Genomic DNA, 21,305 nt, shown 5'->3' on the forward strand with positions numbered 1-21,305 from the left:
CTGCGCGAATGTCTCTAACTTCGCGCCGTTTTAAATGATGTTGCAAACCATAAATGTGATAAAAGTCTCCTGACTTTTTACGGGAATAGCTTTAGAATGATATCGTGGTAAATCAGCATCTACAACTCCAAAAGCGCGACTTTGGAATCCATATCTACCGAAATAATTCACTAACAAATCTGCCAAGACAGAAAAAACACAACTTTTAATTCTATCTTTCCCGAAGTTTTCTGTAGCCTCAAATCGCAAATCCACCTTAACTTTTTGGCAGAACTATTCGAAAAAATATGCATAGAAAAATAATCCTAATTTTTATAATGTTTCAACTCACATTACTAAATGGTTTCTGCCAAAATAGAAAACAGCTGTCCAAAAAGGGTTATGTAAAACAAAAAGAGTATTTCGTTGAAATACCTTTTAACTATGCAAACAAGCATATTTATATCGAAGTAGTTATTTCAGGTAAAAAATACAACTTCGTTTTTAAAAGTGTCAAGTTTGATGTTTCAAGTTTTTAGCAACTTTTCCAAAAACAGGGTTCCAACTAGTTTCATAAAAACATTAGTCTTTTATTTCTTTCACAAAGAAGCAATATTTGATTTTTTTTGCTTCAATTTGTAGCTGTAAAAAATGAGGTGGTATCAAAAATGAAAATATTAGTAATTCAACAGAAAATGATTGGCGATGTACTTATTAGCTCTATCATTTGCAATAATCTTCGAAAAGCATACCCTGATGCTCAAATAAATTATTTGGTCTATGAAGCCACTACCCCAGTTTTAGAGGGAAATCCCAATATTGATAATCTAATTTTATTTCAAGAAAAACATAGAAAAAGTAAAAAAGAACTTCTCAGATTAGCCTTAAGCATTAGAGCCACAAAATATGATGTAGTGATTGACGCTTATTCTAAACTTGAAAGTTGGATTCTAGTTGGGCTAAGTGGCGCTAAAAAAAGGATTTCTTACCAAAAAATCGGTCGTACTTTTTTATACACCGATAATATCCCTTTTGAAGCGTTCCCTAAAACTAATTTGGGATTAGCCATAGAAAGAAGGCTTTCGTTAGTAACTCCTTTATCTCTAAATATTGCAATAGATCCCTATCCAAAACTATTTGTGAAGCCCAATGAAGTGAAGCAAGCCAAGGCTTTTTTAGCCCAACATGCAGTACCTCGTGATAAAAAAATAATAATGATTAGCTTACTGGGGAGCGAGGAAAGCAAAACTTACCCCTTAGAATACATGGCGAAATTGATTGACAAGATAGGTAAAGAACGAGAAGTTACCTTACTTTTTAATTATTTTCCAAAGCAAAAAAAATCAGCAAAATTAGTATATGATGCTTGCAGCCAAAGTACCCAACAAAAAATTTATTTTGAAGTTTTTGGAGGAGATTTACGCTCATTTATTGGATTAATGAACGAATGTGATGCAATTATTGGTAACGATGGTGGCGCAATTAACATGGCCAAAGCACTTGATAAACCTTCATTTATCATCTTTTCTCCTTGGATAGAAAAGAAAATTTGGGCCACTTTTGAAGATGGAAAAAAACACAACTCGGTACATCTTCAAGACTTTAAGCCTGAATTGTTTGTTTCAAAATCCGAAAAAGAACTAAAAAATGACGCCATTGCATTGTACCAATATTTCAAACCAGAATTTATTTTTGAATCGCTAGATGCATTTTTGAATTATAACCTTAACAAATAATAAAATGTTGAAAGAGGATATAACGAATAAAAATGGCTTAAGCGCTTTAGTTATAACATTCAACGAAGAAAAAAACATCGAAAAAGTCATCGAAAATTTAGCATTCGCTGATGAAATCATTATAGTAGACTCTTTCAGTACTGATGCTACCTACCAATTGGTATCAAAGCAAGAAAAAGTAAAAATTTTGCAACGTGAATTTGTGAATTTCGCTGACCAAAGAAATTACGCTCTAAGTTTGGCTACTCATCCTTGGATACTTTTCATCGATGCTGATGAATATGTTTCGGATACTTTACAAATTGAAATTAGAAAAACAATCCAAAAGGAAAGTCCAATTGTAGCTTATCAATGTTATCGAACTTTTTTCTTCCAAAACAAAGCCCTTTATTTTAGTGGATGGCAAACCGATAAAATATTCAGGTTGTTTAAAAAAGAATTTGCGTACTATAATCCCAAAAAAATAGTGCATGAAAAACTACTAATTAATGGGGCTGTAGGGACGCTACAAAATAAAATCTGCCATTATTCCTATGCAAATTTTACTACCTATAAAAACAAAATGGCACAATATGGTAAACTCAAAGCCCTTGAAGAATTAGAAAAAGGGACTCGTCCCAATGTTTACCATTTTTATATTCGGCCAATTTATCAATTTTTGTATCAATACCTACTTAGATTAGGAATATTAGATGGTCAAAACGGGGTGATTATCTGTTATCTCAACGCTTATAGTGTTTATGTCCGATTTCAAGAATTGAAGCAATTAAATTCAAAATCAATTACTTTTTCCAGAACTTGATTTGTTTTTTCAATCGCTGTTTTTTGGCAAATTTTTGTTGAAATTCCTGGGTTTCGAACCACATTTTTTCGAAGATTAACTCTTGCGATTGTGCATAAAATTTAGCATATTCCTCACTCATCACCACAATCATCTCTTTCTTAGGAGTAAGGTGACTTAAATTTTTCATTCGAGTATCAAAATCCATCGCCGTATGAAATTGCATACGGTTTAAATCCACTAAATAGAAAGCATATTTTCCATCGGCTTGTTTTTGAATCAAAGTATTACCTGGAGAATGATCCAAAAACTCGACGCCTTTTTCATGTAAATCAAAGCAAAATTGAGTGAATTGTCTTAAAATATTTTCATGATCAGGATAATCAGGAATTTCCACAAGCTCTCTAAAGGTCAAATCGCAAGATAAATGTTCGCTCACATAATAGCTGTCTTTTAATCCTAGAACGTCATAATTTTCAAAATAAGCAATCGGTTGTGGGGTTCCTATGCCTTTTGCTAATAATTGCGTAGCGTATTCAAAAGAGCGCTTCGCTTTGGATTTTCTAAAATATTGGTAGGCAATTTTATTGATAAAATGAGGAACTTTGAAAGATTTGATATTGATTGTTTTACCATCAACTTCAAAAAGTTTTATCGCATTTCTTTGTCCTTCAACTAAGAAAACTCCTGAAGTTTTGAATGTTGTAATCTTTTCTAGTATTTCGTCTTGTTTTTTTAAAAAAGCACTTGAGAATAAAAAGCTATGTTTCAATATTATAAATTTAATTGTTATTTCTTAAATAAAAACTTGAACCATTGTCCACCATTCTTAAAGAACAATGAAGTATTTGAAATGGATAAATTTTTGGAACTTTCCACCCATTTTTTTACTTCATTCATGTTTTTAGTGGGAAAAAAACCTAATTTTTTCCATCGTTCCGGTTCTATATAATAAAAATCTTCAAATTGATGATAATTATCCTCATCTACTATGAGCCATTTATTCAAAAATTCTTGATTGATTTGGGAATTGTGTCCCCAATTTTGCAATTTAAACCTAAGAGCTTCTTCTGTTCTAGAGAGGGATTCGTGTAATATCATACTGTTTAGGTAAATCGTCTGTGCTTTAATTCTCCTTCCTACAGTGTAATTTGGAGAGTTTGTAGCGAAAATTGCTTTGGTAGGCTTGTCAACATACAAAATACCATTTGTAGTATACTTATACAAAATTAACCAAAAAGCAGCTATTTGAATCGGTTTTCTTATTGGCATTTCTAAATAAGAGTTATACTTACTTAACTCTTTTACAAAATGTTGAAAATTTACAAAATATTCATCACAATCAATTTGGATAAGCCAATTACCGATCCCCATTTTTTCAGAAAGCATTTTTCTTTCCCTAATTTCACATTCCATTGTTGTCAAATTCGAAACATAAAAATTATCTTCGTATACAACAATTTTTTTTTCAACATCATAAGCTTCAATCCATTCAAAAAAAGTGTCATCAATTACATAATTTTCCCCATTCCATGTACGTCTATTAATGTCAATTGCTAAAAAAACATTATCCGCTTCGTTATATATGGTGGGAATAGAATTTTTTAATAACTCATAATCATATGAAACTAAATAACCAACTTGAATTTTACCTGACATTTTTATTACATTATAAAGTGGTGCAATTTAGGATTTAATTTCTAATTTTGCCAGATGAAAAAATATGACAATTTTATTCTAGGCTACTACTATATGTAAGAGTATTTGCGCATGAAGCAAAGAAAACAGAAAAAAAATGATTAGTAAATGGATAAAATTTTCTTAAAAAGCAATTAAATTATAAAACCAATTAACTGACTTAATATTTATCTTTTATTTCCTTTCATAAATATCATTGAAATCTAAATTTATGCAAGGAAAAAAAGTTAAATCGTAATTTTTTGGAAACCTAATTCTATTAAAAATTTCCAAAAAAAAGACCCTATTCCACACTTTTTAAGAGTTATTTTTTTTTAAAATCAAGACAAAAATAACTTATTAAATACTCTAGAATTCTTTTGAAAAAATAAAGATTCTACTTTTCATTTAAGTCTAACCAAATTGTTTTCAAAGGTTTAATGTTTTTTAAACATATTTCAATTTTTATATCATCCCAACAAAAACAACAACTATAACATCTGTTTTTATTACAATATTTATTAATTAAATAAAATTAAAAATCATTTATCATCTACTTCTACAAGAGTATAAAAGCTCAGTATCTGGTAAATTTGCTTAATTTTGTTTTAAAATTTCAACAAAAAAATATGCGTATTATACTAGTTAGCCTTGATAATTGGGGATTCAATAATTTTATCGCTGAGTCTTTAAAAAAAAGTGGGCATTTAGTGAACCACATCAACTTCAATAAATACGAATATAAATATCAAAATATTCTACATAGGGTACACAATTTTATCTTAAAAACTTTTTTAAAAAAAAATTTAAAAACTATTTTTTACGGTAAAAAAGTACTTGAAAACATTCAGGAAATTAATGAAACTAATGAAGTACAAGATCTCATTTTAGTAATTAAAGGCGATTTCATAGATCCTAAAAGCATTTTAGAATTAAAAAAGTACAGTAAAAAAACCATTGCTTTTTTTAATGATAATATTTACCGATGTCCCAAAATCGCAAAAGTGATTCCGTGTTTTGATGAAGTTTTTTCGTTTGAAAAACAAGATTGTCAAACACATAACTTAAAGTTTGCTACCAATTGGATTTATAATTTTTCCGAAAAATCTACTCAAAAAACATTCAAGTATAAAGTTTTCAATATTGTTTCAAAAGATAAAAGACTTAAAATTCTTTCCAGAATTGCAGCTACTTTAAAAGCAAATAATATCAGCCATAAAATTTTTGTGTATGATAAAATGTTTAGAAAAAAAACATCCACCATCGAGTTCATCACCAACCCTATTTCATTATTAGAAATTAATGAATATGTAAATAAGTCTCAAGTATTACTTGATATCAATCGGAAAAATCAAAACGGACTCACCTTTCGAGTTTTTGAAAGTTTGGGGCTCGAAAAAAAATTAATTACTACTAATGCTGATATAGTTACTTATGATTTTTACAATCCAAACAATATCTTGGTAATTGACGAAAAAAATCCTGAGATACCTGCTTCTTTTTTTGAAAAAGAATATGAACCAATTCCTGAAGAAATATATCAAAAATATACTATTGAAGGGTGGATCGAAAAAGTGGTATACAGCCAACTACAAAAATAAAATACGATGCAAAAAAACATATATATTCTGTGCCCTCCGAAGAAAGCGACTGGCGGCCCCGAAGCCTTACATCAATTGGGCTACATCCTCAACTCGCTTGGCTATAATGCTACCATGTTATATTCAAAATACAGAAAAAATCCGGTGCACCCTTTTTACAAAAAATACAACGTTCCGCATGTGATGAGCATAAAGGATAGCAGTAATACCATAATTATCATTCCTGAATCGATGACTAATTTCATAGCAAAATATCCGTTGTCTGAGAAAAAAATATGGTGGTTGAGTCTTGATTTTTATGAAGTTTTAATGAACAGTCGAGAAAAGAAAAAAAACTGGTTTAGAAAACTATTCGTTCCTTTTAAACATACAGAATATCGTTTTGAAGCTAATAAAACCGTCACGCATTGGTATCAATCTCAAAGAACCAAAGAATTTTTAGAGACCAAAAAATTGGATAACCAAATCGCTTATTTGTGTGATTATGTCACCGAACTTTTCTTTGAGGACCTTCCGGAAACCTTTAGTAAAGAAAATTGTATCACTTACAATCCCAAAAAAGGCTTAGATAAGATTGAAAAACTAAAGAGTCTATTGCCCCAGTATCAATGGATTCCATTAAGCCAAATGACTCGTGAAGAAATGAGAGATACGTTGAGAAAAGCCAAACTCCATATTGATTTTGGTTATTTTCCTGGAAGAGATAAAATTCCAAGAGAAGCTTTAATTTCTGGCACTTGCCTTTTAACTGGCCGAGAAGGTACCGCCGCTTTTAAAGAAGATTTAGGTATTCCAGAAAAATACAAATTAGCCCCTGACGCACTACAATCAGAAAAAGTGGTAGCGCTGATAAATCACATTATGACACATTATGAAGAAGTCTTTGAAGAATATAAAGATTTTCGAAAATTTGTTGCCAATGAAAAAACAGCCATGATTGAAAATGTAAAAAAACTTTTTCCAAAAGATTAGCACTATGAAAATTTGCGTTATTAGCTTTGATTCCACTTATTATGATCACTATATTATTCTTGAATTAAAAAGAAGAAATATTGAAGCGACGCACATTGATGCATCCAAATATAAGTACGAGTATACTTCACTTTTAGATAAAATAGGCAACACCTTTACTAAAGTGGTCCTAAAAAAAAATAAAAAAGATGAAGCCTTAGAAAATTATATTGCCAATCAAATGCAAACATTAGGGCCACAAGATGCTATTTTATTTATTCGCCCTGATAAAATAAGTAGAAAAACCCATCTTGAAATCAAAAAACTTACCTCAAACTATATAGCCTATATTTACGATAGTTGTAGAAGGTTTCCCATTGACCATTTAATCACGGGCGTATTTGATCGGATTTTTTCATTTGATTTAAATGATATCAAACAATATCCGTTTCAATTCGTTTCAAACTATATTTATTTAAAAAAAAGAGAAAGCAGATCGAATACCTCCAATGAAAACATCTTTATCGTAATCTCCATTGACGAACGTTTTGAATTTTTAAACAAACTCGCCGATTATCTTTCTGAACATACCATTCCTTTTCAATTTAAAATTTTTGGCAAGAAAGCACCAAAAAAAAGGAATGAAAAGCTCATTTTTTCAAAAACGCTCTTTTTACCTGAAGATTTAACAGCTGATTTTGAAAACTCTAAAATCTTTCTTGATTTAATTAGACGTGATCATAATGGTTTAAGTTTTAGAATTTTTGAAGCCTTAGCAATGCAACGCAAAATTATCACCACGAATCAATCCATTCGCGAATATGACTTTTACAATCCAAATAATATTTTAATTCTAGACGAAACTGCTGCGCTAAATATTGATCCTCAATTTTTAAATACTCCCTACGAACCATTGCCGGAAACTATTTATCATAAATATACGATTGAGAATTGGGTAAAAACGGTATTCGATTTAGAATAAAAAATAAGGAACTAACAGATTGGTTTTCGTTTTAGAACAAATTCAATCTCAAAAAATAAACGATGAAACTTTCAAAAAAAATTAAATTCTTTTTTAGACGAATTAGAAAAGTCAAAAAATTAAAACTAGCCCATGCAAAAATTGTTCCTACTCCGCTGGAAAAAATAAATCGTAGTCTACTAGAATTTAATGCTTCTGAAAAGCCCAAAGTCTCTATCATTATTCCTTTTTACAATGAGGAAATATACACATGGAATTGTTTACAGTTTTTGAATAAAAACTTACTGAAAGATTTAGAGTATGAAATTTTACTGATAGATGACTGTAGCCCCGATGAAATGGATTTTTCGCTTGCAAAAGGAATTACAATCCACAGAAACGAACAAAATCAGGGGTTTCTAAAGAATATCAACAACGGAATTCAATTAGCCAAAGGAGAATACATCTATATTCTCAATAACGATACTGAAGTGCATGAAAATTTCCTTGATGAATTATTTTACGTTTTTGATAATTTCAAAAATGTAGGAGCTGTAGGTTCTAAACTCTTAAATCCAAACAAGAGTTTACAAGAAGCAGGAGCAGTATTCTTGAAAAATATGGACATTTGGCAAATAGTTTTGAATAAAAAAACGTTTTCACCTGAAGTAAATTACATTGCAAAAGTTGATTATTGTTCCGGATGTAGTTTGCTTTTCAAAAGAAGGAATGATTTGGGGGAATTAAACTTATTTGACGAACAATTTGCTCCGGCTTATTTTGAGGAAACCGACTTTTGTTTTCAACTGAAATACATTCAAAATAAAGAGATTTACTACACCCCTTTTTCAGAGGTAATGCATTTTAATGGCATTAGTTACAATTCCGATACTTCAGAATCCAACAACCTAAAAAAAGCTACCTTGTTTAAAAATAACAAAGAAAAGTTTAAGAAAAAATGGAGAAAAGAAGTAAATCAGGTACAAGCCTCATGTGTTGAGGAACGCATACTTGAAAAATACAATACTAAATCCATTCTATTCTTCACTGAAGTTATTCCTACACACGATAAAGATTCTGGTTCCAACAGATTCAAAGAAATTATGGCTGCCTTTGTTGATTTGGGTTATCATGTGACTTTAGTATGTCAACACACTTTTATTGAAAATCCATACCTCCAACATTATCAAAGAATGGGTATCAATGTGTTTTATGAATACAAAAAGTATACGGGTTATAAAGAATTTATTATAGAACAAAAACTAAATCCTTCGCTAGTATGGCTCTACGGCCCCAACCCATTTGCTTTGTACTTTAAAGAGATTAAAGAAATTTTACCTGCTTCGAAACTAATTTATGACATGGTAGACATCCATCATTTAAGATTTAAAAGAGCGCTTGAATTAACGCCAAATAAAAAGTCTATTAGAAAAAATTATTTGAAGTACGAAAAACTTGAAAAGCAGGCCGCTACTCTTTGTGATTATGTCATTACAATTTCTGATTTTGAAGAAAATTACATGAAATCAATTTGTGACTCAAATAAAATAATGACAATTTCGAATGTTCATTATACTAAAATAGACAAAGCTGAAACTTTCACATTTGAAGATCGAAAGGATATTCTGTTTATTGGTTCTACTCATGCTCCAAATGTTGATGCATTGTATTATTTATACCAAGAAATAATGCCAAAAATATGGAAAACGCATCCAGAAATAACAGTAAATATCATTGGAAATGTTGACACTTTAATCGACGATATCCAACATCCAAATTTTATATTTCATGGTTATGTTCCTTCAATAGAAACCTTTTTTAAAACTAATAAACTTATGATTGCACCTTTACGCTATGGAGCAGGTGTCAAAGGAAAGATAGGCCAAAGTTTTGAATATTTTTTACCGCTAGTGACTACTTCGATAGGTATAGAAGGTATGAAAATAAAAGATAATGAAAATGCATTTGTTGCTGATTTACCTGAGGAATTTGCTGAAAAGGTGATACAACTTTATACTGACAAAGAAATTTGGATGAAATTTCATGAAAAATCTGAAGAAAGTTTGATGCCGTTTTCCAAAGAAAAAGTAATAGAACAAATTAGTAACCTCACAAAATAACCAATAAAAAACTTTGTATTTGGAACACAAAAGTTGACGAGTGACTCATTGCGTTTATGAAATTTCTTATCAGAAAATCTTAAACTTTCATTAAAAATGTATCCCATAAAGACAACATATATAGAAAAAAAGTAGTTTATTTGCCGATTATTTGAAAAAACTAATCATAAGCCAAGTAAATACCCATTTATGAAAAAAAAATTACTTCTCATTTTATTTTGTGTAACTAGTGCATTCACTCAAGCGCAGACTTTAAATGATTTCTTTGAACAAACCAATGAGTTTTTGAAGAAAAATGTCTCTGAAAACGGAAAAGTAGGTTATGCACAATTGAAAAAAAGTCCTGGTGAGCTTATTTATATTTTAGACAACATTGCCAAATTAAAAACACAATTCAAAACCAAAGAAGAAGCCAAAGCTTTTTGGATAAATGCTTACAATCTAGTAGTCATTAAATCCGTACTAGAAAAATTTCCAATCGTTGCCGTAAATAGTGTTTCGGGTTTTTTTAATGAAAAAAAATTCGTGGTAGCCCAACAGGAGTTAACACTTAATGATATAGAAAACAACATTCTTAGGAATATTGTAGCAGATGCTGGTCTGCATTTTGTACTTTGTAAAGGTACAAATGGGGACGCTCCCCTTTTGAATGCTGCTTACGTTCCAGAAAAAGTTAATGAGCAAATTAAGGAACAAGTAAAACTGTACATCAACAACAAAGATTTCTACAGAATTTTTAAAAACACCAATTCGATTGAGTTACCTAAAATGTTCGAAATCTACAAAAATGACTTTGTAACCGGTTATTTCAATGAAATCGACTTTATTAATATCTTCTTAGATAAAAAAATCGAAACCACTTATAAAGTTATGACAAAGTCTTATGATTGGTCATTGAATACTAAATAAAATTCCATAGAAAAGAGTTTCGCCTCAATAATTCTATACCACTAGCGATCAATCACTAAGAATTAGTAAGAGTAGATTCTTTATTTTCTTAAAATCCAATACTTTACTACAATAAAGAAGAAGCTGTCCAAAAAAGGATAGCTTTTTTTTTGAAAAATTATTTGCGCGCCTATTTTATTATCGTAATATTGCAATATAAATATATTACAATGGGTGCGTCCAAATCAGAACAATTTTCTACTTCACAAAATGATATCGCTAGGATTGCAAAAGCCATGGGGCATCCTGCTAGAATAGCAATATTAGAATTTATTTTACAATCCAACTCTTGTATTTGTGGTGATATTGTAAACGAATTACCCCTGGCACAACCCACGATCTCACAACATTTAAAAGAATTAAAAAATGCAGGACTAATCAAAGGAAACATTGAAGGTAATGCCATTTGCTACTGCATCAATGAAAGTGGTTTTAAGAAAATAGAGGATTTCTTTACCAAGATTACAACCGTTTTAGAAGACAAACAAAACGAGTCCCATTCAAGTTGTTGTTAACCTTTAAATAAAAATTCTCATGAAATTATCTGAAGTAAAAAAAATTTTAGAAAAACTAGACGACGTCAATTTTAGTCTACACGACGGAAGTTTGGTCCCCATTCATTTTCATGTCACCGAAGTAGGTATAGTTCACAAAAAATTTATCGATTGCGGTGGGACTATTCGAGAAGAAACTGTAGTGAATTTTCAATTATGGAATGCCAATGATACTGAGCACAGAATAAAGCCAACAAAACTGCTCAACATCATAGCGCTTTCTGAAAAAAAGTTAGGTATTGAAGATTTCGAGGTTGAAGTAGAATACCAAAATGAAACTATTGGCAAATACGCTCTTGGATTTAACGGCACTCATTTTTTACTACTTACTAAAAACACCGATTGTCTGGCCAAAGAAAATTGCGGAATTCCGTCAGAACAAACTAATCATTCATTAAAAAAAATAGTACTTAAAAGCAACTCTTGTATACCTGAAGGAGGGTGCTGCTAATATCCAAAACCATGTTTATAAAAATCAAGAACACCATAGAACACTTAAATTTCGATACAATTTCGGAAGAAAGAAAAAAGATACTACAGCCACTGATTGCCTTTATTCAATCTAAAGCCTCTACGTCATCAACCATACGTTTGAATTTCATTTGTACACACAATTCAAGAAGAAGTCATTTGGCTCAAGTATGGGCGCAAACAGCCGCAGCATTTTATACAATTCCGAATGTTTTTTGCTATTCTGGAGGAACAGAAACAACGGCTTTATTTCCAAAAATTGCAGCAACATTAAGCAATACTGGTTTTGAAATTCAATCCCTTTCAAAAGGGAGCAATCCTATATATGGTATTAAATTCGGAGCAAATCATCACCCTATTATTGGTTTTTCAAAATCCTATGATTCTGAATTCAACCCGAAGAATGATTTTGCTGCTATTTTAACTTGCTCAAACGCTGACGAAGGTTGTCCTTTTGTTGCAGGGGCCGAAAAAAGAATTCCAATTCTATTTGAAGATCCAAAGGCTTTCGATAACACCCCTTTACAAACTGAAAAATATCACGAGAGGAATCTACAAATTGCCACTGATTTTATGTATGTTTTTAGTCAAATCCAAAAATAAATAAGAATGGTAGCCTCAAATTGCACCCCTATGACCTCCAGAAAAAAATTAAATTTTCTAGACAAGAACTTAACACTTTGGATATTTTTAGCCATGGCAACGGGCGTTAGCATAGGATACTTCATCCCTTCAAGTGCCCATTATATAGAGACCCTTTCAAGTGGAACCACGAACATTCCTTTAGCCATTGGACTAATCGTCATGATGTACCCACCCTTAGCAAAAGTAAATTACAATCAAATCAGTACCGTTTTTCAAAACACTAAAGTACTATTTACCTCACTTATACTTAATTGGATTATTGGACCTATTTTAATGTTCATCTTAGCGCTTGTTTTTTTAAATGGTTATCCTGAATACATGATGGGAGTTATATTAATTGGGCTTGCTCGTTGCATTGCAATGGTGGTAGTTTGGAACGATCTTGCTGAAGGTAATCGCGAATATGCCGCGGGATTAATTGCATTAAATAGCATTTTTCAAATACTTTTATATAGTGTTTATGCCTATTTTTTCATCTCCATCCTCCCTAATTATTTTGGCTATTCCGGATTTAAGATAACTATTAGCATGGGAGAAATTGCTAAAAGCGTAGGTATCTACCTTGGAATCCCTTTTGCATTAGGAATTACAAGTCGATATGTCCTAATTAACTGGAAAGGACAAGAATGGTTTGATGCAAAATACATTCCTGCTGTTGCACCAATCACCTTGCTGGCTCTACTTTTTACTATAGTTCTAATGTTCAGCATGAAAGGAGACTTAATTGTTGCTATCCCAACAGATGTGCTACGCATAGCACTTCCACTACTCCTCTATTTTAGTATAATGTTTATCCTAAGTTTTTTTGCAGGTCACTATTTCGGAGCTGATTATTCAAAAGCTACTGCAATAGCATTTACAGCCACTGGAAACAATTTTGAATTAGCCATTGCAGTAAGCATTGGTGTTTTCGGCATCAACAGTGGTCAAGCATTTGCTGGTGTTATTGGCCCACTCGTAGAAGTGCCAGCCTTAATTGCGCTAGTCAATCTAGCATTTTGGTTGAGAAAAAAGTATTACAAAGAAGAATACAAAATGAAATCGCATAGTTGATCTGATTTTACCCCGATTTCAATAAAATGGCGCCTTGACTATTGATAACAAACTAATCCGCAAGTTTCTCAAAGGAAAAATCGCAAGGCTTGCGAAGTTTTATGCTATGTGATATATTTGAAATAGTTAGAGAAAATTATAATTTTCGATATGAAATCTAAATTTAATTTATACACAAAAAAAACTGCCACAACACTTTAAATAAAATGTCATGGCAGAAAAAAAAATAGTATAATAGATTAAAAAGAATAAGTCGTCGCAAATAATACGCTTCCTGCCGTACTTGTTGGGTTTCCATTCTTTTTGAAGAACATATCTTCTGAAGAATTATCAAATCTTATCTCAGGAATGAAAGTAAAATTTCCTTCTTTAAAATTTAGAGAGAATGTATTGGCAAAAATAGTATTATCAACAAGTGCATACTTTGCAGCGTCTTTATCGTCAAAATATTCTATTCTATAGGCCAAACTTAGCTTGTCAGTAAATGTATAATTAGCATAACCCACTAAAGCAAACCATTTGGCGTCCAAAGAACTATTATCATCAGCTTTCAGAGAAGCATAAGTACCGTTGAATCCCAAAGCGAATTTATCACTAAGTTTTTTAGTCGCCACAATATCAAATTGTGTGGCGTTAGTTTCTGAGGAAGGATTATTACTACCTGAGGTAAAATTCAAATAAACAGCTCCTGTATCACCAGTATAAGAGATTTGGCCGATATAAGTTTTTTGATCAGTTCCACTGTCGATAGCGGTTTTAAAATCGGTTGGATTAGTTACCCCTGCCATAAAACTGAATTTACCAGTCGTATATTGCGCTTTTAGCCCGGTATTAAAAAAAGGCCCATTCGTGAAGGCATAGGACATACTATAGTTTTTATTATCTACAGCATCAACCAATTCGTATCCTAAATGTGTAGCAAAACTTCCAAATATCAATTTAAATTTTTCTGAGAATTCGTAAGTAAAATTTAGTTGCTTGATTAAAAAAGTTACATTATCGTTAGGTGATGTATCATTATAGGAAAACTCAGCCGCTCTTTTACCGAATCCCAAATCAACAAAAACGGATGCTTTACCAAATTTATGTGAGGCTTCAATTGACGCCATTCCTAATTCAAATGAATTACTTGAATTTGTAAAGCTTGTTCTATTATTGGCTGGATCCTTCGCAAAATCATCTCTATAGTAAGCGTCTGCAGAACCCGCAAAAGTAGTTGTGGGAGTGGTTTTACTTTCTACTTCTTGTGCTATGATACAATTTGAAGTAAGCAATAAAGCGAGGATCAAGGTGGCTTTTTTCATGTGCATTAATTTTGGTTAAAATTTCAATGTTTGGTTATTGTTTTTTGGTAATGGTTTTTAAATTTTGACAAAACCGTGTTTACAAATACGCTTATTTGTAGGTTTTTTTTCGTTTTGTTTTGACGAATTTATTACCTTTTTTTCTAAGTAGTTCCATTTTAAAATCACTATTTGTTGTTTTCAATGAAGAATTATGAAATCAAAAATTAGACAACAAGAAAAATAAATATTTTACAGAAAACGAGGTTTATTTTAATAATTAAACAAGGGGTATTTTTAAAAAAAACATAGTTTAAAATAAAAACAATAACTTAAATAAAGGGGTACTAACAAATAAATATAGAACTTTCAAACATACACCCCCTACTTTAAAAGATAAAAAATAAAAAAATAAAAAAAATAATTTTAAGAAAAACAATAGCGGTATGCTCGTTTTCTTTTGATTTTAAAATTCAAAAAACCTTAAATCCCTTTAAAACTCCATTTTGATTTTTAACCTATCTTTTAAATGATTAATTTTACTATAATACTTGAATCACAATATGAAATCCTCTATAGTAATTAGCGTATTATTTTTCTTATTTCTACTTAAAGCAACAATAATCGTCTTTGTTTTTGAAAAACCATCCTTATCCACCTACGCCAAAGACGTACTTGAAGAAGACAATAATGAAGAAAAGAAAGACATCAATATAAACCTGTTTTCTGTATTTCAAGATTTAAAAAAGGAAGTATTGAATCAACTCATTTCATCACATTGCTTTTTTTTTAGATCAACACTGGATATTTCTTTTATATACCTAAAAACCAACACCCCACCTCCCAAATATATTTTTAATACAGCCCAAGATTACTTGTCTGTTGCAATTTTAAAAACCTCAACAGATTCACTTGCATCAAAATGCAAACATGGATAGCACGACGATTTGTTTTAAGATAGGGCCAAAATGATAAGCCGTCCGCACTATTTCCTTAAGCATAATACAATAGTTGCATTCTAACTATTACAAAAACACAGTACGATGAGTAAGTTTTATGAAAAAATATTAGAGAACAATAAAAAATGGGTAGAAGAATCGTTAGCCCTTGACCCCAATTGCTTTGAAGACCTAGCAAAAGGACAAAATCCACCTTTGCTATGGATAGGCTGTTCTGATAGTCGTGTACCGGCAAATGAAATTATTGGCGCAAAACCAGGAGAAGTATTTGTCCATAGAAACATCGCCAACATGGTTATTCATACTGACATGAACATGCTTAGTGTTTTGGACTATGCAGTCAATGTATTAAAAGTTGAACATGTTATTGTATGCGGTCATTACGGCTGCGGAGGAATTAAAGCCGCCATGGGAAATAGTTCTATTGGAATCATTGATAATTGGATTCGCCACATAAAAGATGTTTACCGACTTAATCAAAAAGTATTAAACAGAATCCAAAACGAAGAGGAACGATTTAACACATTTGTAGAATTGAATGTAAAAGAACAAGTTTTTGACTTAGCCAAAACCTCCATCGTTCAATCGGCATGGAAAAACGGACAAACTTTATCCTTACACGGTTGGGTTTACGGATTAAACTCAGGATTTGTGACCGATTTAAAAGTAAATATTAGTTCCAATGAAGATCTAGATGAAGTATATCAATTAATTTTATAGAAAAAGAGTAACGGCATTAACTCTCTTTTTTTGGACATAAAACCACTTTTTTTGTGTTAAATAAAATAAAATTGTATTTTTATTACTATAACCAAAAAATAATAGAGTTATGATACGAAAAGCTACCCTTGATGACCTAGATGCCTTAGCTGAATTATTTGATCAATATTTAGTATTTTATAAAAAAAAATCAAATCTAGCTACCCATAAAACCTATTTGAAACAAAGATTAGTGAATAACGAAGCTATCGTATTTATGGCTTTTGACGAACAAAATAATGCCATAGGATTTGCCTTAAATTACATTACTTTTTCATCCTTAGCCCTTAATAAAATTGTAATTTTAAATGATTTATTTGTTGACGCTACCATTAGAAAAAAAGGCTATGCAAGACAACTGATTGAAGAAACCAAGAAACTAGCCCAAGAAATCGGATCACCAATAGTCCGACTAAGAACAGCTAAAAACAATTTCACAGCGCAGAGTTTATATCAAAAAATGGGGTTTGTAAGAGATGAACATTTATATGGTTATGATTTAACTTTATCCAACTAAAAAAGAAAAAACTCAAAAATACATCATCGTATTTTGAGTTTTTCTTTTTACTGTACTTTTTTAAGAACATAATTAGAAGCTAAATCCCCCTTAATTACTTGCCCTTTCATATCCAACTGAATCAATTGGTTTTCACCTACTTTATATTGACTAGGCCTATCCTCAAGATTCTCTAAAAGAACTGTTGATCCATCAAAATTCCAAGTAAACTTCCCCTTAATAGAGTGTAGCTTTTCGTCTCCTTTACCTAAATATTTGGTTTGCAACTCAAAGGAAAAATCAGCATTTAACGACAATTCAGTTTCAATTCCTTCACAATTAGCACAAGGCGTTATCCCCTTATAGACACCTGCCCAATCAAGTGAATTCTTGGAATTATCACCTAATGATAATGCTTGGGCACTACTATCTTTACTTGTGTCATGGATTTGTTGTTCTACTGTATTCTGAACCGAAACAGCATCTGTCTTTTTATTACAAGAACAACTGAACAGACCTATAATTCCAGCTAAAAAAAATACTTTCTTCATTTCCAATCATTTAAAATTAATAATTAGCTTACAATACGTAAATCAAAAAAACTAATTGATTACAGGGTTTAGTTGAGACCATATACAATTCAAAACTTATAATCAAATTGTCTACTAGCTAAGGAATTATCGTTATAAAAAGATACACCGAAAAGATCACCAAAAGCACTATTCCTTGTATAGACGTCGTTTTACCGGTTCGCAAGGATAATGACAACACAAATAATGACAAGACAAAAAGAACCGTTGATTTTAAATCAATTCCCAAAGTCAAATCCAAATCTAATAAAATTGAAACCAAAGCTACTGCAGGAATTGTCAAACCAATACTAGCAAGAGCCGATCCAAAAGCCAGATTTAAACTAGATTGCAATCTATTATTACTTGCCGCTTTGAAAGCAGACAAGGCTTCTGGCAACAAAACCACACAAGCAATCACTATGCCCACCATAGATTTTGGAGCTCCAACAGCCGCAATACCGTTTTCAATGCTTGGAGACAAGGTTTTGGCTACCACAACTACTAAAATCAAAGCTAAAATCAAAATAAATCCACTACTATAGCTAACCCAATTTGAAGGTGCCTCTTCATGAATTTCTTCTATTTCATTGGCATTTTGTGGCAAAAAATAATCCCTATGCTTAACCGTTTGCATCAGTAGAAATGATCCGTACAAAATCAAAGAAATAAATGAAACAAAGAGTAATTGCTCACTATTGTATATTGGCCCTTTGATACTGGTAGTATAATTTGGCAACACTAACGTTAAAACAGAAATGGCCGTAAGTACAGTCATGGCAGCACTAATACCATCTAAACCATAGCTTTGCTCCTTAAATCTTACTCCCCCTATCAATAAGCAACCTCCTACTATCCCGTTCATGATAATCATTTCAGTCGCAAAAATGGTGTCTCTAGCCAAAAAAGCAGTCCCTTCACCACCCGCCATCATCAATGATACTATTAAGGCCACTTCTATAGTAGTAATTGCAATTGCCAAAACAAGCGTACCTAGTGGCTCCCCGATTTTTAAGGCTACGACCTCTGCATGATGCACAGCTGCCAAAATAGTCCCAATCAAACCAATTGAAAGGACAATTAAAAAAAACATACTCATTTCTGAGGGTTTAATCCAGTAGAGAATTCCGGTAATAATAGGAATTATTATAGACCAAAGTGGCAAGTGAGGCGCAATTTCTTTTTTCATAAATGAGTCTGGAACTTATTTTTTTATCGCTGAAATCGAACCGGTATATGAAATACTAGCCCTATTATTGCTTGTAATCATTAAAGATCCCCCTCCATCGTTAAAGATTGTTAATTGAATTTTGAAATGATCATTCTTGCCTTTAACAGAAGCTTTTAATTCATGTCCTTTTTTCGTTTTCTCAATGGTAAACACTTCGGGAACACCTTCAAACTGCAAACCACCTTCACCACCTCCGTAAGGTACACTTCCAGTTGCTCTTCCGAAGAATGGCATTTCGCTTTTAATCAAATCAGGTGAAAAAGAAATATAATTCGGATTTGTAGTCAAATCAATACTTCTATATCCCATGGGTAAAGCTCTGTTAGCTTCAAATTGAAATTGTTTTGATGCAATTAATTCCTCAATTTTTTTTTGTTGCGCCAACGCCTGATCTCTTTTGATTTCTTTTTTAGATTTTTCTTGAGAAAAAAGTAAACTAGAAACCATGAAAAGTAGTAAAACCGATGTTTTTTTTAGTAACAAATTCATACTCAAAACTTAAAATTAAACCAATTATATCTTATTTTTTTTCAAATCGCATCAAAGCAACACCCGCTCCCTCTAAGGTTAATGTTTTACCATCAGCTACGACAGAATAACTATCAATTTTTTCGAGCATATTCATAAAAACACCATCACCGTTCCCAGGACAAGCCATCATAGTAACCGCCATTTTACTGTCCTTAAATGAGATTTTAGCGCCATCTATAACAAATATACCAGTGTAGTTATTACAACTGTTTTTTCCAAATACTCTTTTTTCTTTTACATCAAAATTAATAGTTGGCTTAACATCAGGGTACAACCCGTCAAAAGCAATTCTTGGTCCACTAATATACGTCAACACCCATTCTCCTTGCAACTCGTTTGAAGAATTTGTTGTATTTTTGGAAGTGTTACAAGAGGTGAACGTCATAAGAATTAATGCTGATACTAGGCTAAGGTGTTTCATTTTTTTTATAATTTAATGTTTACAGGTAAATTTACTAAAACCATACCAAAAAAACATCGTACTGATTAATAATCTCAAATTTTAATTTTTTTTTAAGAAAAAACACTATGAAACTGTTAGGAATTGGTTCTCGAATTGAACACAAAAAATATGGAAAAGGAGTCGTAACTAATGTCACCTCAACACACTATTGGGTAACATTTATAGACTACGGATTGGAAACAATTAGTTTAGATGCTGAGTTCGATAGTATTGAAATTACAGAGCACGAAGTCGATACTATTAGTCTTTACGATATTGAAACCACTCTCAAAACACTACTAAAAAAATGGTCTGATATATCAGAAATTGTCCCTATGGCAGATAAATGGAAAGGAGGCAAAATCATCTTAGAACCTGGTCAACCAGGATTAGCCTCTAAAGAAATTCCAATCGATACTTTTTTTCATAAAATAATCATGGTGAGAGACCGACTCAGAGTTATGGAACAAAAAATAAACTCCAGTAAAATAGAAGAATTAGAAAAAATTGAATTGCAACAGTATTTAACTAGAATTTACGGCTCTTTGACTACCTTTAATGTTTTATTCAAATCTCCTAATCATAATTTTATTGGAGAAAAATCAAAATAAACACCTTTAATACTTCATTAATTTACAAATCTTAAACCATGAAAACAAATACCAACCGAAGAGAATTTATAAAAAAAACAGGACTTCTATCAACCGGGATTTTGATGGGGTCTTCCTTAATGAACACTGTTTTGGCCTCTAACTCGAATCACTCAATGCCAGATTTTAGCAACAGTGCGCTTCATTTTATGGATGATGTTTACAGTTTACCTAAACTCCCGTATGATTATAATGCATTAGAGCCTCATATTGACAAATTAACCATGGAAATTCATCATAGTAAACACCATCAGGCTTATGTTACCAATCTCAATAAAGGCATTCAAACCCTAGACAGCAAATTGATAGACAAAACACAAAATCTTTCTTCAATTTTTGCAAACATGCAACTTTTCCCAGAAGTGATTCGAAATAACGCCGGTGGTCATTACAACCATACTTTCTTTTGGAATATCATGAAACCTGATGGAGGCGGAGAACCTAAAGGAGCTTTTGGAGAAGCTCTTAAATCAACTTTTGGGTCAATTGAAAATTTCAAAAAACAATTTTCAGAGGCTGCCGCTAAACGTTTTGGATCGGGCTGGGCTTGGCTTGTGGTTTCAAATGGTCAATTAGTAATTACCTCAACCCCAAACCAAGATAACCCTCTGATGAATTTACCTACAATTGTATCAAAAGGAAAACCCATTTTAGCCTTAGATGTATGGGAACATGCCTACTATTTGAAAAATCAAAACAGAAGAGCTGAGTACATTGCTTCTTTTTGGAATGTTGTTAATTGGGACGCTGTAGCATCGCTTTACAATTCACAATAAATTATAATATCACTAAATTTAGAATTATTTATTTTATAGTAACACAATAGGACAACCTGAATATAACATTAGGCATCCGCTTTCGCTACTTTTACATCTATTTTAACATCATTTCAATAAATAAATGAATGG

At 31.6% G+C, this 21,305-nt stretch carries 24 protein-coding genes; 16 read left to right on the plus strand and 8 right to left on the minus strand.

All coding sequences use genetic code 11. The features are described from left to right. Positions 1–30: 30 nt before the first annotated feature. Positions 31–255, minus strand: a complete 225-nt coding sequence (locus ACSVH7_RS07760) for a hypothetical protein (protein WP_438066147.1) — start codon at positions 253–255, stop codon at positions 31–33. A gap of 392 nt (positions 256–647) precedes the next feature. Here ACSVH7_RS07760 and ACSVH7_RS07765 point away from each other — a divergent pair, with 392 nt between their 5' ends. Both ACSVH7_RS07765 and ACSVH7_RS07770 read left to right on the plus strand, forming a co-directional pair. Continuing rightward, positions 648–1,715: a glycosyltransferase family 9 protein gene (locus tag ACSVH7_RS07765; RefSeq protein WP_438066148.1), complete on the plus strand. Its 1,068-nt coding sequence runs from the start codon at positions 648–650 to the stop codon at positions 1,713–1,715. Between the two features lie 4 nt (positions 1,716–1,719). After that, positions 1,720–2,517, plus strand: coding sequence for a glycosyltransferase family 2 protein (locus ACSVH7_RS07770; RefSeq protein ID WP_438066149.1), 798 nt, complete (start codon positions 1,720–1,722; stop codon positions 2,515–2,517). Here ACSVH7_RS07770 and ACSVH7_RS07775 read toward each other — a convergent pair. Both ACSVH7_RS07775 and ACSVH7_RS07780 read right to left on the minus strand, forming a co-directional pair. After that, on the minus strand, positions 2,498–3,268 hold the full coding sequence (locus ACSVH7_RS07775; protein ID WP_438066150.1) for a lipopolysaccharide kinase InaA family protein: 771 nt from the start codon (positions 3,266–3,268) through the stop codon (positions 2,498–2,500). The two genes, ACSVH7_RS07770 and ACSVH7_RS07775, sit on opposite strands and share 20 nt — an antisense overlap. Positions 3,269–3,285: 17 nt before the next feature. Beyond that, on the minus strand, positions 3,286–4,155 hold the full coding sequence (locus ACSVH7_RS07780; protein ID WP_438066151.1) for a hypothetical protein: 870 nt from the start codon (positions 4,153–4,155) through the stop codon (positions 3,286–3,288). Between the two features lie 647 nt (positions 4,156–4,802). Between ACSVH7_RS07780 and ACSVH7_RS07785 the strand changes: the two genes are divergently transcribed. From ACSVH7_RS07785 to arsB, 9 genes are all read left to right on the plus strand, one after another. Continuing rightward, complete coding sequence (locus ACSVH7_RS07785; protein ID WP_438066152.1) at positions 4,803–5,774, plus strand: hypothetical protein; 972 nt, start codon at positions 4,803–4,805, stop codon at positions 5,772–5,774. A 6-nt stretch (positions 5,775–5,780) separates the two neighbouring features. Next, entirely contained in the window at positions 5,781–6,746 is a 966-nt protein-coding gene (locus tag ACSVH7_RS07790) for a hypothetical protein (protein WP_438066153.1), read from the plus strand. A 4-nt stretch (positions 6,747–6,750) separates the two neighbouring features. Further along, positions 6,751–7,707: a hypothetical protein gene (locus tag ACSVH7_RS07795; protein WP_438066154.1), complete on the plus strand. Its 957-nt coding sequence runs from the start codon at positions 6,751–6,753 to the stop codon at positions 7,705–7,707. A 62-nt stretch (positions 7,708–7,769) separates the two neighbouring features. After that, positions 7,770–9,806 carry a glycosyltransferase gene (locus tag ACSVH7_RS07800; RefSeq protein WP_438066155.1) on the plus strand — a complete coding sequence of 679 codons (2,037 nt, stop codon included), beginning with the start codon at positions 7,770–7,772 and terminating at the stop codon, positions 9,804–9,806. A gap of 189 nt (positions 9,807–9,995) precedes the next feature. Continuing rightward, a complete protein-coding gene (locus ACSVH7_RS07805) occupies positions 9,996–10,715 on the plus strand; it encodes a DUF547 domain-containing protein (RefSeq protein ID WP_438066156.1) in 720 nt (239 codons plus the stop codon). A 209-nt stretch (positions 10,716–10,924) separates the two neighbouring features. Next, positions 10,925–11,269 carry an ArsR/SmtB family transcription factor gene (locus ACSVH7_RS07810; RefSeq protein WP_438066157.1) on the plus strand — a complete coding sequence of 115 codons (345 nt, stop codon included), beginning with the start codon at positions 10,925–10,927 and terminating at the stop codon, positions 11,267–11,269. A gap of 19 nt (positions 11,270–11,288) precedes the next feature. Beyond that, on the plus strand, positions 11,289–11,759 hold the full coding sequence (locus ACSVH7_RS07815) for a DUF6428 family protein (protein WP_438066158.1): 471 nt from the start codon (positions 11,289–11,291) through the stop codon (positions 11,757–11,759). 11 nt (positions 11,760–11,770) lie between these two features. Beyond that, positions 11,771–12,382 (plus strand): low molecular weight phosphatase family protein, encoded by a 612-nt coding sequence (locus tag ACSVH7_RS07820; protein WP_438066159.1) that lies wholly within the window; start codon positions 11,771–11,773, stop codon positions 12,380–12,382. Positions 12,383–12,388: 6 nt separating this feature from the next. Beyond that, positions 12,389–13,477 carry an ACR3 family arsenite efflux transporter gene (arsB, locus tag ACSVH7_RS07825; RefSeq protein WP_438066160.1) on the plus strand — a complete coding sequence of 363 codons (1,089 nt, stop codon included), beginning with the start codon at positions 12,389–12,391 and terminating at the stop codon, positions 13,475–13,477. A 239-nt stretch (positions 13,478–13,716) separates the two neighbouring features. Here arsB and ACSVH7_RS07830 read toward each other — a convergent pair whose 3' ends face one another. Next, the gene (locus tag ACSVH7_RS07830; RefSeq protein WP_438066161.1) at positions 13,717–14,781 is read right to left on the minus strand and encodes an outer membrane beta-barrel protein; all 1,065 of its coding nucleotides are present in this window, start codon (positions 14,779–14,781) and stop codon (positions 13,717–13,719) included. Positions 14,782–15,323: 542 nt separating this feature from the next. Here ACSVH7_RS07830 and ACSVH7_RS07835 point away from each other — a divergent pair. The 3 genes from ACSVH7_RS07835 (at position 15,324) to ACSVH7_RS07845 (ending at position 16,995) form a co-directional block, all read left to right on the plus strand. Further along, positions 15,324–15,698: a hypothetical protein gene (locus ACSVH7_RS07835; protein WP_438066162.1), complete on the plus strand. Its 375-nt coding sequence runs from the start codon at positions 15,324–15,326 to the stop codon at positions 15,696–15,698. Positions 15,699–15,803: 105 nt separating this feature from the next. Beyond that, positions 15,804–16,439, plus strand: a complete 636-nt coding sequence (gene can, locus ACSVH7_RS07840; protein WP_438066163.1) for a carbonate dehydratase — start codon at positions 15,804–15,806, stop codon at positions 16,437–16,439. A gap of 109 nt (positions 16,440–16,548) precedes the next feature. After that, entirely contained in the window at positions 16,549–16,995 is a 447-nt protein-coding gene (locus ACSVH7_RS07845; protein ID WP_438066164.1) for an N-acetyltransferase family protein, read from the plus strand. 47 nt (positions 16,996–17,042) lie between these two features. On the opposite strand, the gene ACSVH7_RS07850 is transcribed toward ACSVH7_RS07845, so the two are convergent. The 4 genes from ACSVH7_RS07850 to ACSVH7_RS07865 all read right to left on the minus strand — a co-directional run bounded on the left by ACSVH7_RS07850 (position 17,043) and on the right by ACSVH7_RS07865 (position 19,726). Next, positions 17,043–17,525: a copper resistance protein NlpE gene (locus ACSVH7_RS07850; protein ID WP_438066165.1), complete on the minus strand. Its 483-nt coding sequence runs from the start codon at positions 17,523–17,525 to the stop codon at positions 17,043–17,045. Between the two features lie 118 nt (positions 17,526–17,643). Beyond that, the gene (locus ACSVH7_RS07855; protein WP_438066166.1) at positions 17,644–18,732 is read right to left on the minus strand and encodes a calcium:proton antiporter; all 1,089 of its coding nucleotides are present in this window, start codon (positions 18,730–18,732) and stop codon (positions 17,644–17,646) included. Between the two features lie 15 nt (positions 18,733–18,747). Continuing rightward, a complete protein-coding gene (locus ACSVH7_RS07860) occupies positions 18,748–19,263 on the minus strand; it encodes a DUF4251 domain-containing protein (RefSeq protein ID WP_438066167.1) in 516 nt (171 codons plus the stop codon). Positions 19,264–19,294: 31 nt separating this feature from the next. After that, positions 19,295–19,726, minus strand: coding sequence for an META domain-containing protein (locus tag ACSVH7_RS07865; protein WP_438066168.1), 432 nt, complete (start codon positions 19,724–19,726; stop codon positions 19,295–19,297). 107 nt (positions 19,727–19,833) lie between these two features. On the opposite strand from ACSVH7_RS07865, the gene ACSVH7_RS07870 reads away from it, so the two are divergent. After that, entirely contained in the window at positions 19,834–20,358 is a 525-nt protein-coding gene (locus ACSVH7_RS07870) for a hypothetical protein (protein WP_438066169.1), read from the plus strand. Positions 20,359–20,546: 188 nt separating this feature from the next. Then, the gene (locus ACSVH7_RS07875; RefSeq protein ID WP_438066408.1) at positions 20,547–21,173 is read left to right on the plus strand and encodes a superoxide dismutase; all 627 of its coding nucleotides are present in this window, start codon (positions 20,547–20,549) and stop codon (positions 21,171–21,173) included. Positions 21,174–21,305 lie beyond the last annotated feature (132 nt).

The organism is Flavobacterium sp. TSSA_36 (genome assembly GCF_051547165.1).
In the GTDB taxonomy this organism is placed as follows: Bacteria; Bacteroidota; Bacteroidia; order Flavobacteriales; family Flavobacteriaceae; genus Flavobacterium.

Excerpts from the sequence above, each read along its gene's own strand:
- ACSVH7_RS07770 (WP_438066149.1), top strand. The coding sequence starts at position 1,720 with ATGTTGAAAGAGGATATAACGAATAAAAATGGCTTAAGCGCTTTAGTT.
- ACSVH7_RS07795 (WP_438066154.1), top strand. The coding sequence starts at position 6,751 with ATGAAAATTTGCGTTATTAGCTTTGATTCCACTTATTATGATCACTAT.
- ACSVH7_RS07810 (WP_438066157.1), top strand. The coding sequence starts at position 10,925 with ATGGGTGCGTCCAAATCAGAACAATTTTCTACTTCACAAAATGATATC.
- arsB (WP_438066160.1), top strand. The coding sequence starts at position 12,389 with ATGGTAGCCTCAAATTGCACCCCTATGACCTCCAGAAAAAAATTAAAT.
- ACSVH7_RS07790 (WP_438066153.1), top strand. The coding sequence starts at position 5,781 with ATGCAAAAAAACATATATATTCTGTGCCCTCCGAAGAAAGCGACTGGC.
- ACSVH7_RS07785 (WP_438066152.1), top strand. The coding sequence starts at position 4,803 with ATGCGTATTATACTAGTTAGCCTTGATAATTGGGGATTCAATAATTTT.
- ACSVH7_RS07780 (WP_438066151.1), bottom strand. The coding sequence starts at position 4,155 with ATGTCAGGTAAAATTCAAGTTGGTTATTTAGTTTCATATGATTATGAG.
- ACSVH7_RS07865 (WP_438066168.1), bottom strand. The coding sequence starts at position 19,726 with ATGAAACACCTTAGCCTAGTATCAGCATTAATTCTTATGACGTTCACC.
- ACSVH7_RS07800 (WP_438066155.1), top strand. The coding sequence starts at position 7,770 with ATGAAACTTTCAAAAAAAATTAAATTCTTTTTTAGACGAATTAGAAAA.
- ACSVH7_RS07805 (WP_438066156.1), top strand. The coding sequence starts at position 9,996 with ATGAAAAAAAAATTACTTCTCATTTTATTTTGTGTAACTAGTGCATTC.
- ACSVH7_RS07815 (WP_438066158.1), top strand. The coding sequence starts at position 11,289 with ATGAAATTATCTGAAGTAAAAAAAATTTTAGAAAAACTAGACGACGTC.
- ACSVH7_RS07870 (WP_438066169.1), top strand. The coding sequence starts at position 19,834 with ATGAAACTGTTAGGAATTGGTTCTCGAATTGAACACAAAAAATATGGA.
- ACSVH7_RS07830 (WP_438066161.1), bottom strand. The coding sequence starts at position 14,781 with ATGAAAAAAGCCACCTTGATCCTCGCTTTATTGCTTACTTCAAATTGT.
- ACSVH7_RS07860 (WP_438066167.1), bottom strand. The coding sequence starts at position 19,263 with ATGAATTTGTTACTAAAAAAAACATCGGTTTTACTACTTTTCATGGTT.
- ACSVH7_RS07850 (WP_438066165.1), bottom strand. The coding sequence starts at position 17,525 with ATGAAGAAAGTATTTTTTTTAGCTGGAATTATAGGTCTGTTCAGTTGT.
- ACSVH7_RS07855 (WP_438066166.1), bottom strand. The coding sequence starts at position 18,732 with ATGAAAAAAGAAATTGCGCCTCACTTGCCACTTTGGTCTATAATAATT.
- can (WP_438066163.1), top strand. The coding sequence starts at position 15,804 with ATGAGTAAGTTTTATGAAAAAATATTAGAGAACAATAAAAAATGGGTA.
- ACSVH7_RS07835 (WP_438066162.1), top strand. The coding sequence starts at position 15,324 with ATGAAATCCTCTATAGTAATTAGCGTATTATTTTTCTTATTTCTACTT.
- ACSVH7_RS07765 (WP_438066148.1), top strand. The coding sequence starts at position 648 with ATGAAAATATTAGTAATTCAACAGAAAATGATTGGCGATGTACTTATT.
- ACSVH7_RS07875 (WP_438066408.1), top strand. The coding sequence starts at position 20,547 with ATGGATGATGTTTACAGTTTACCTAAACTCCCGTATGATTATAATGCA.
- ACSVH7_RS07820 (WP_438066159.1), top strand. The coding sequence starts at position 11,771 with ATGTTTATAAAAATCAAGAACACCATAGAACACTTAAATTTCGATACA.
- ACSVH7_RS07845 (WP_438066164.1), top strand. The coding sequence starts at position 16,549 with ATGATACGAAAAGCTACCCTTGATGACCTAGATGCCTTAGCTGAATTA.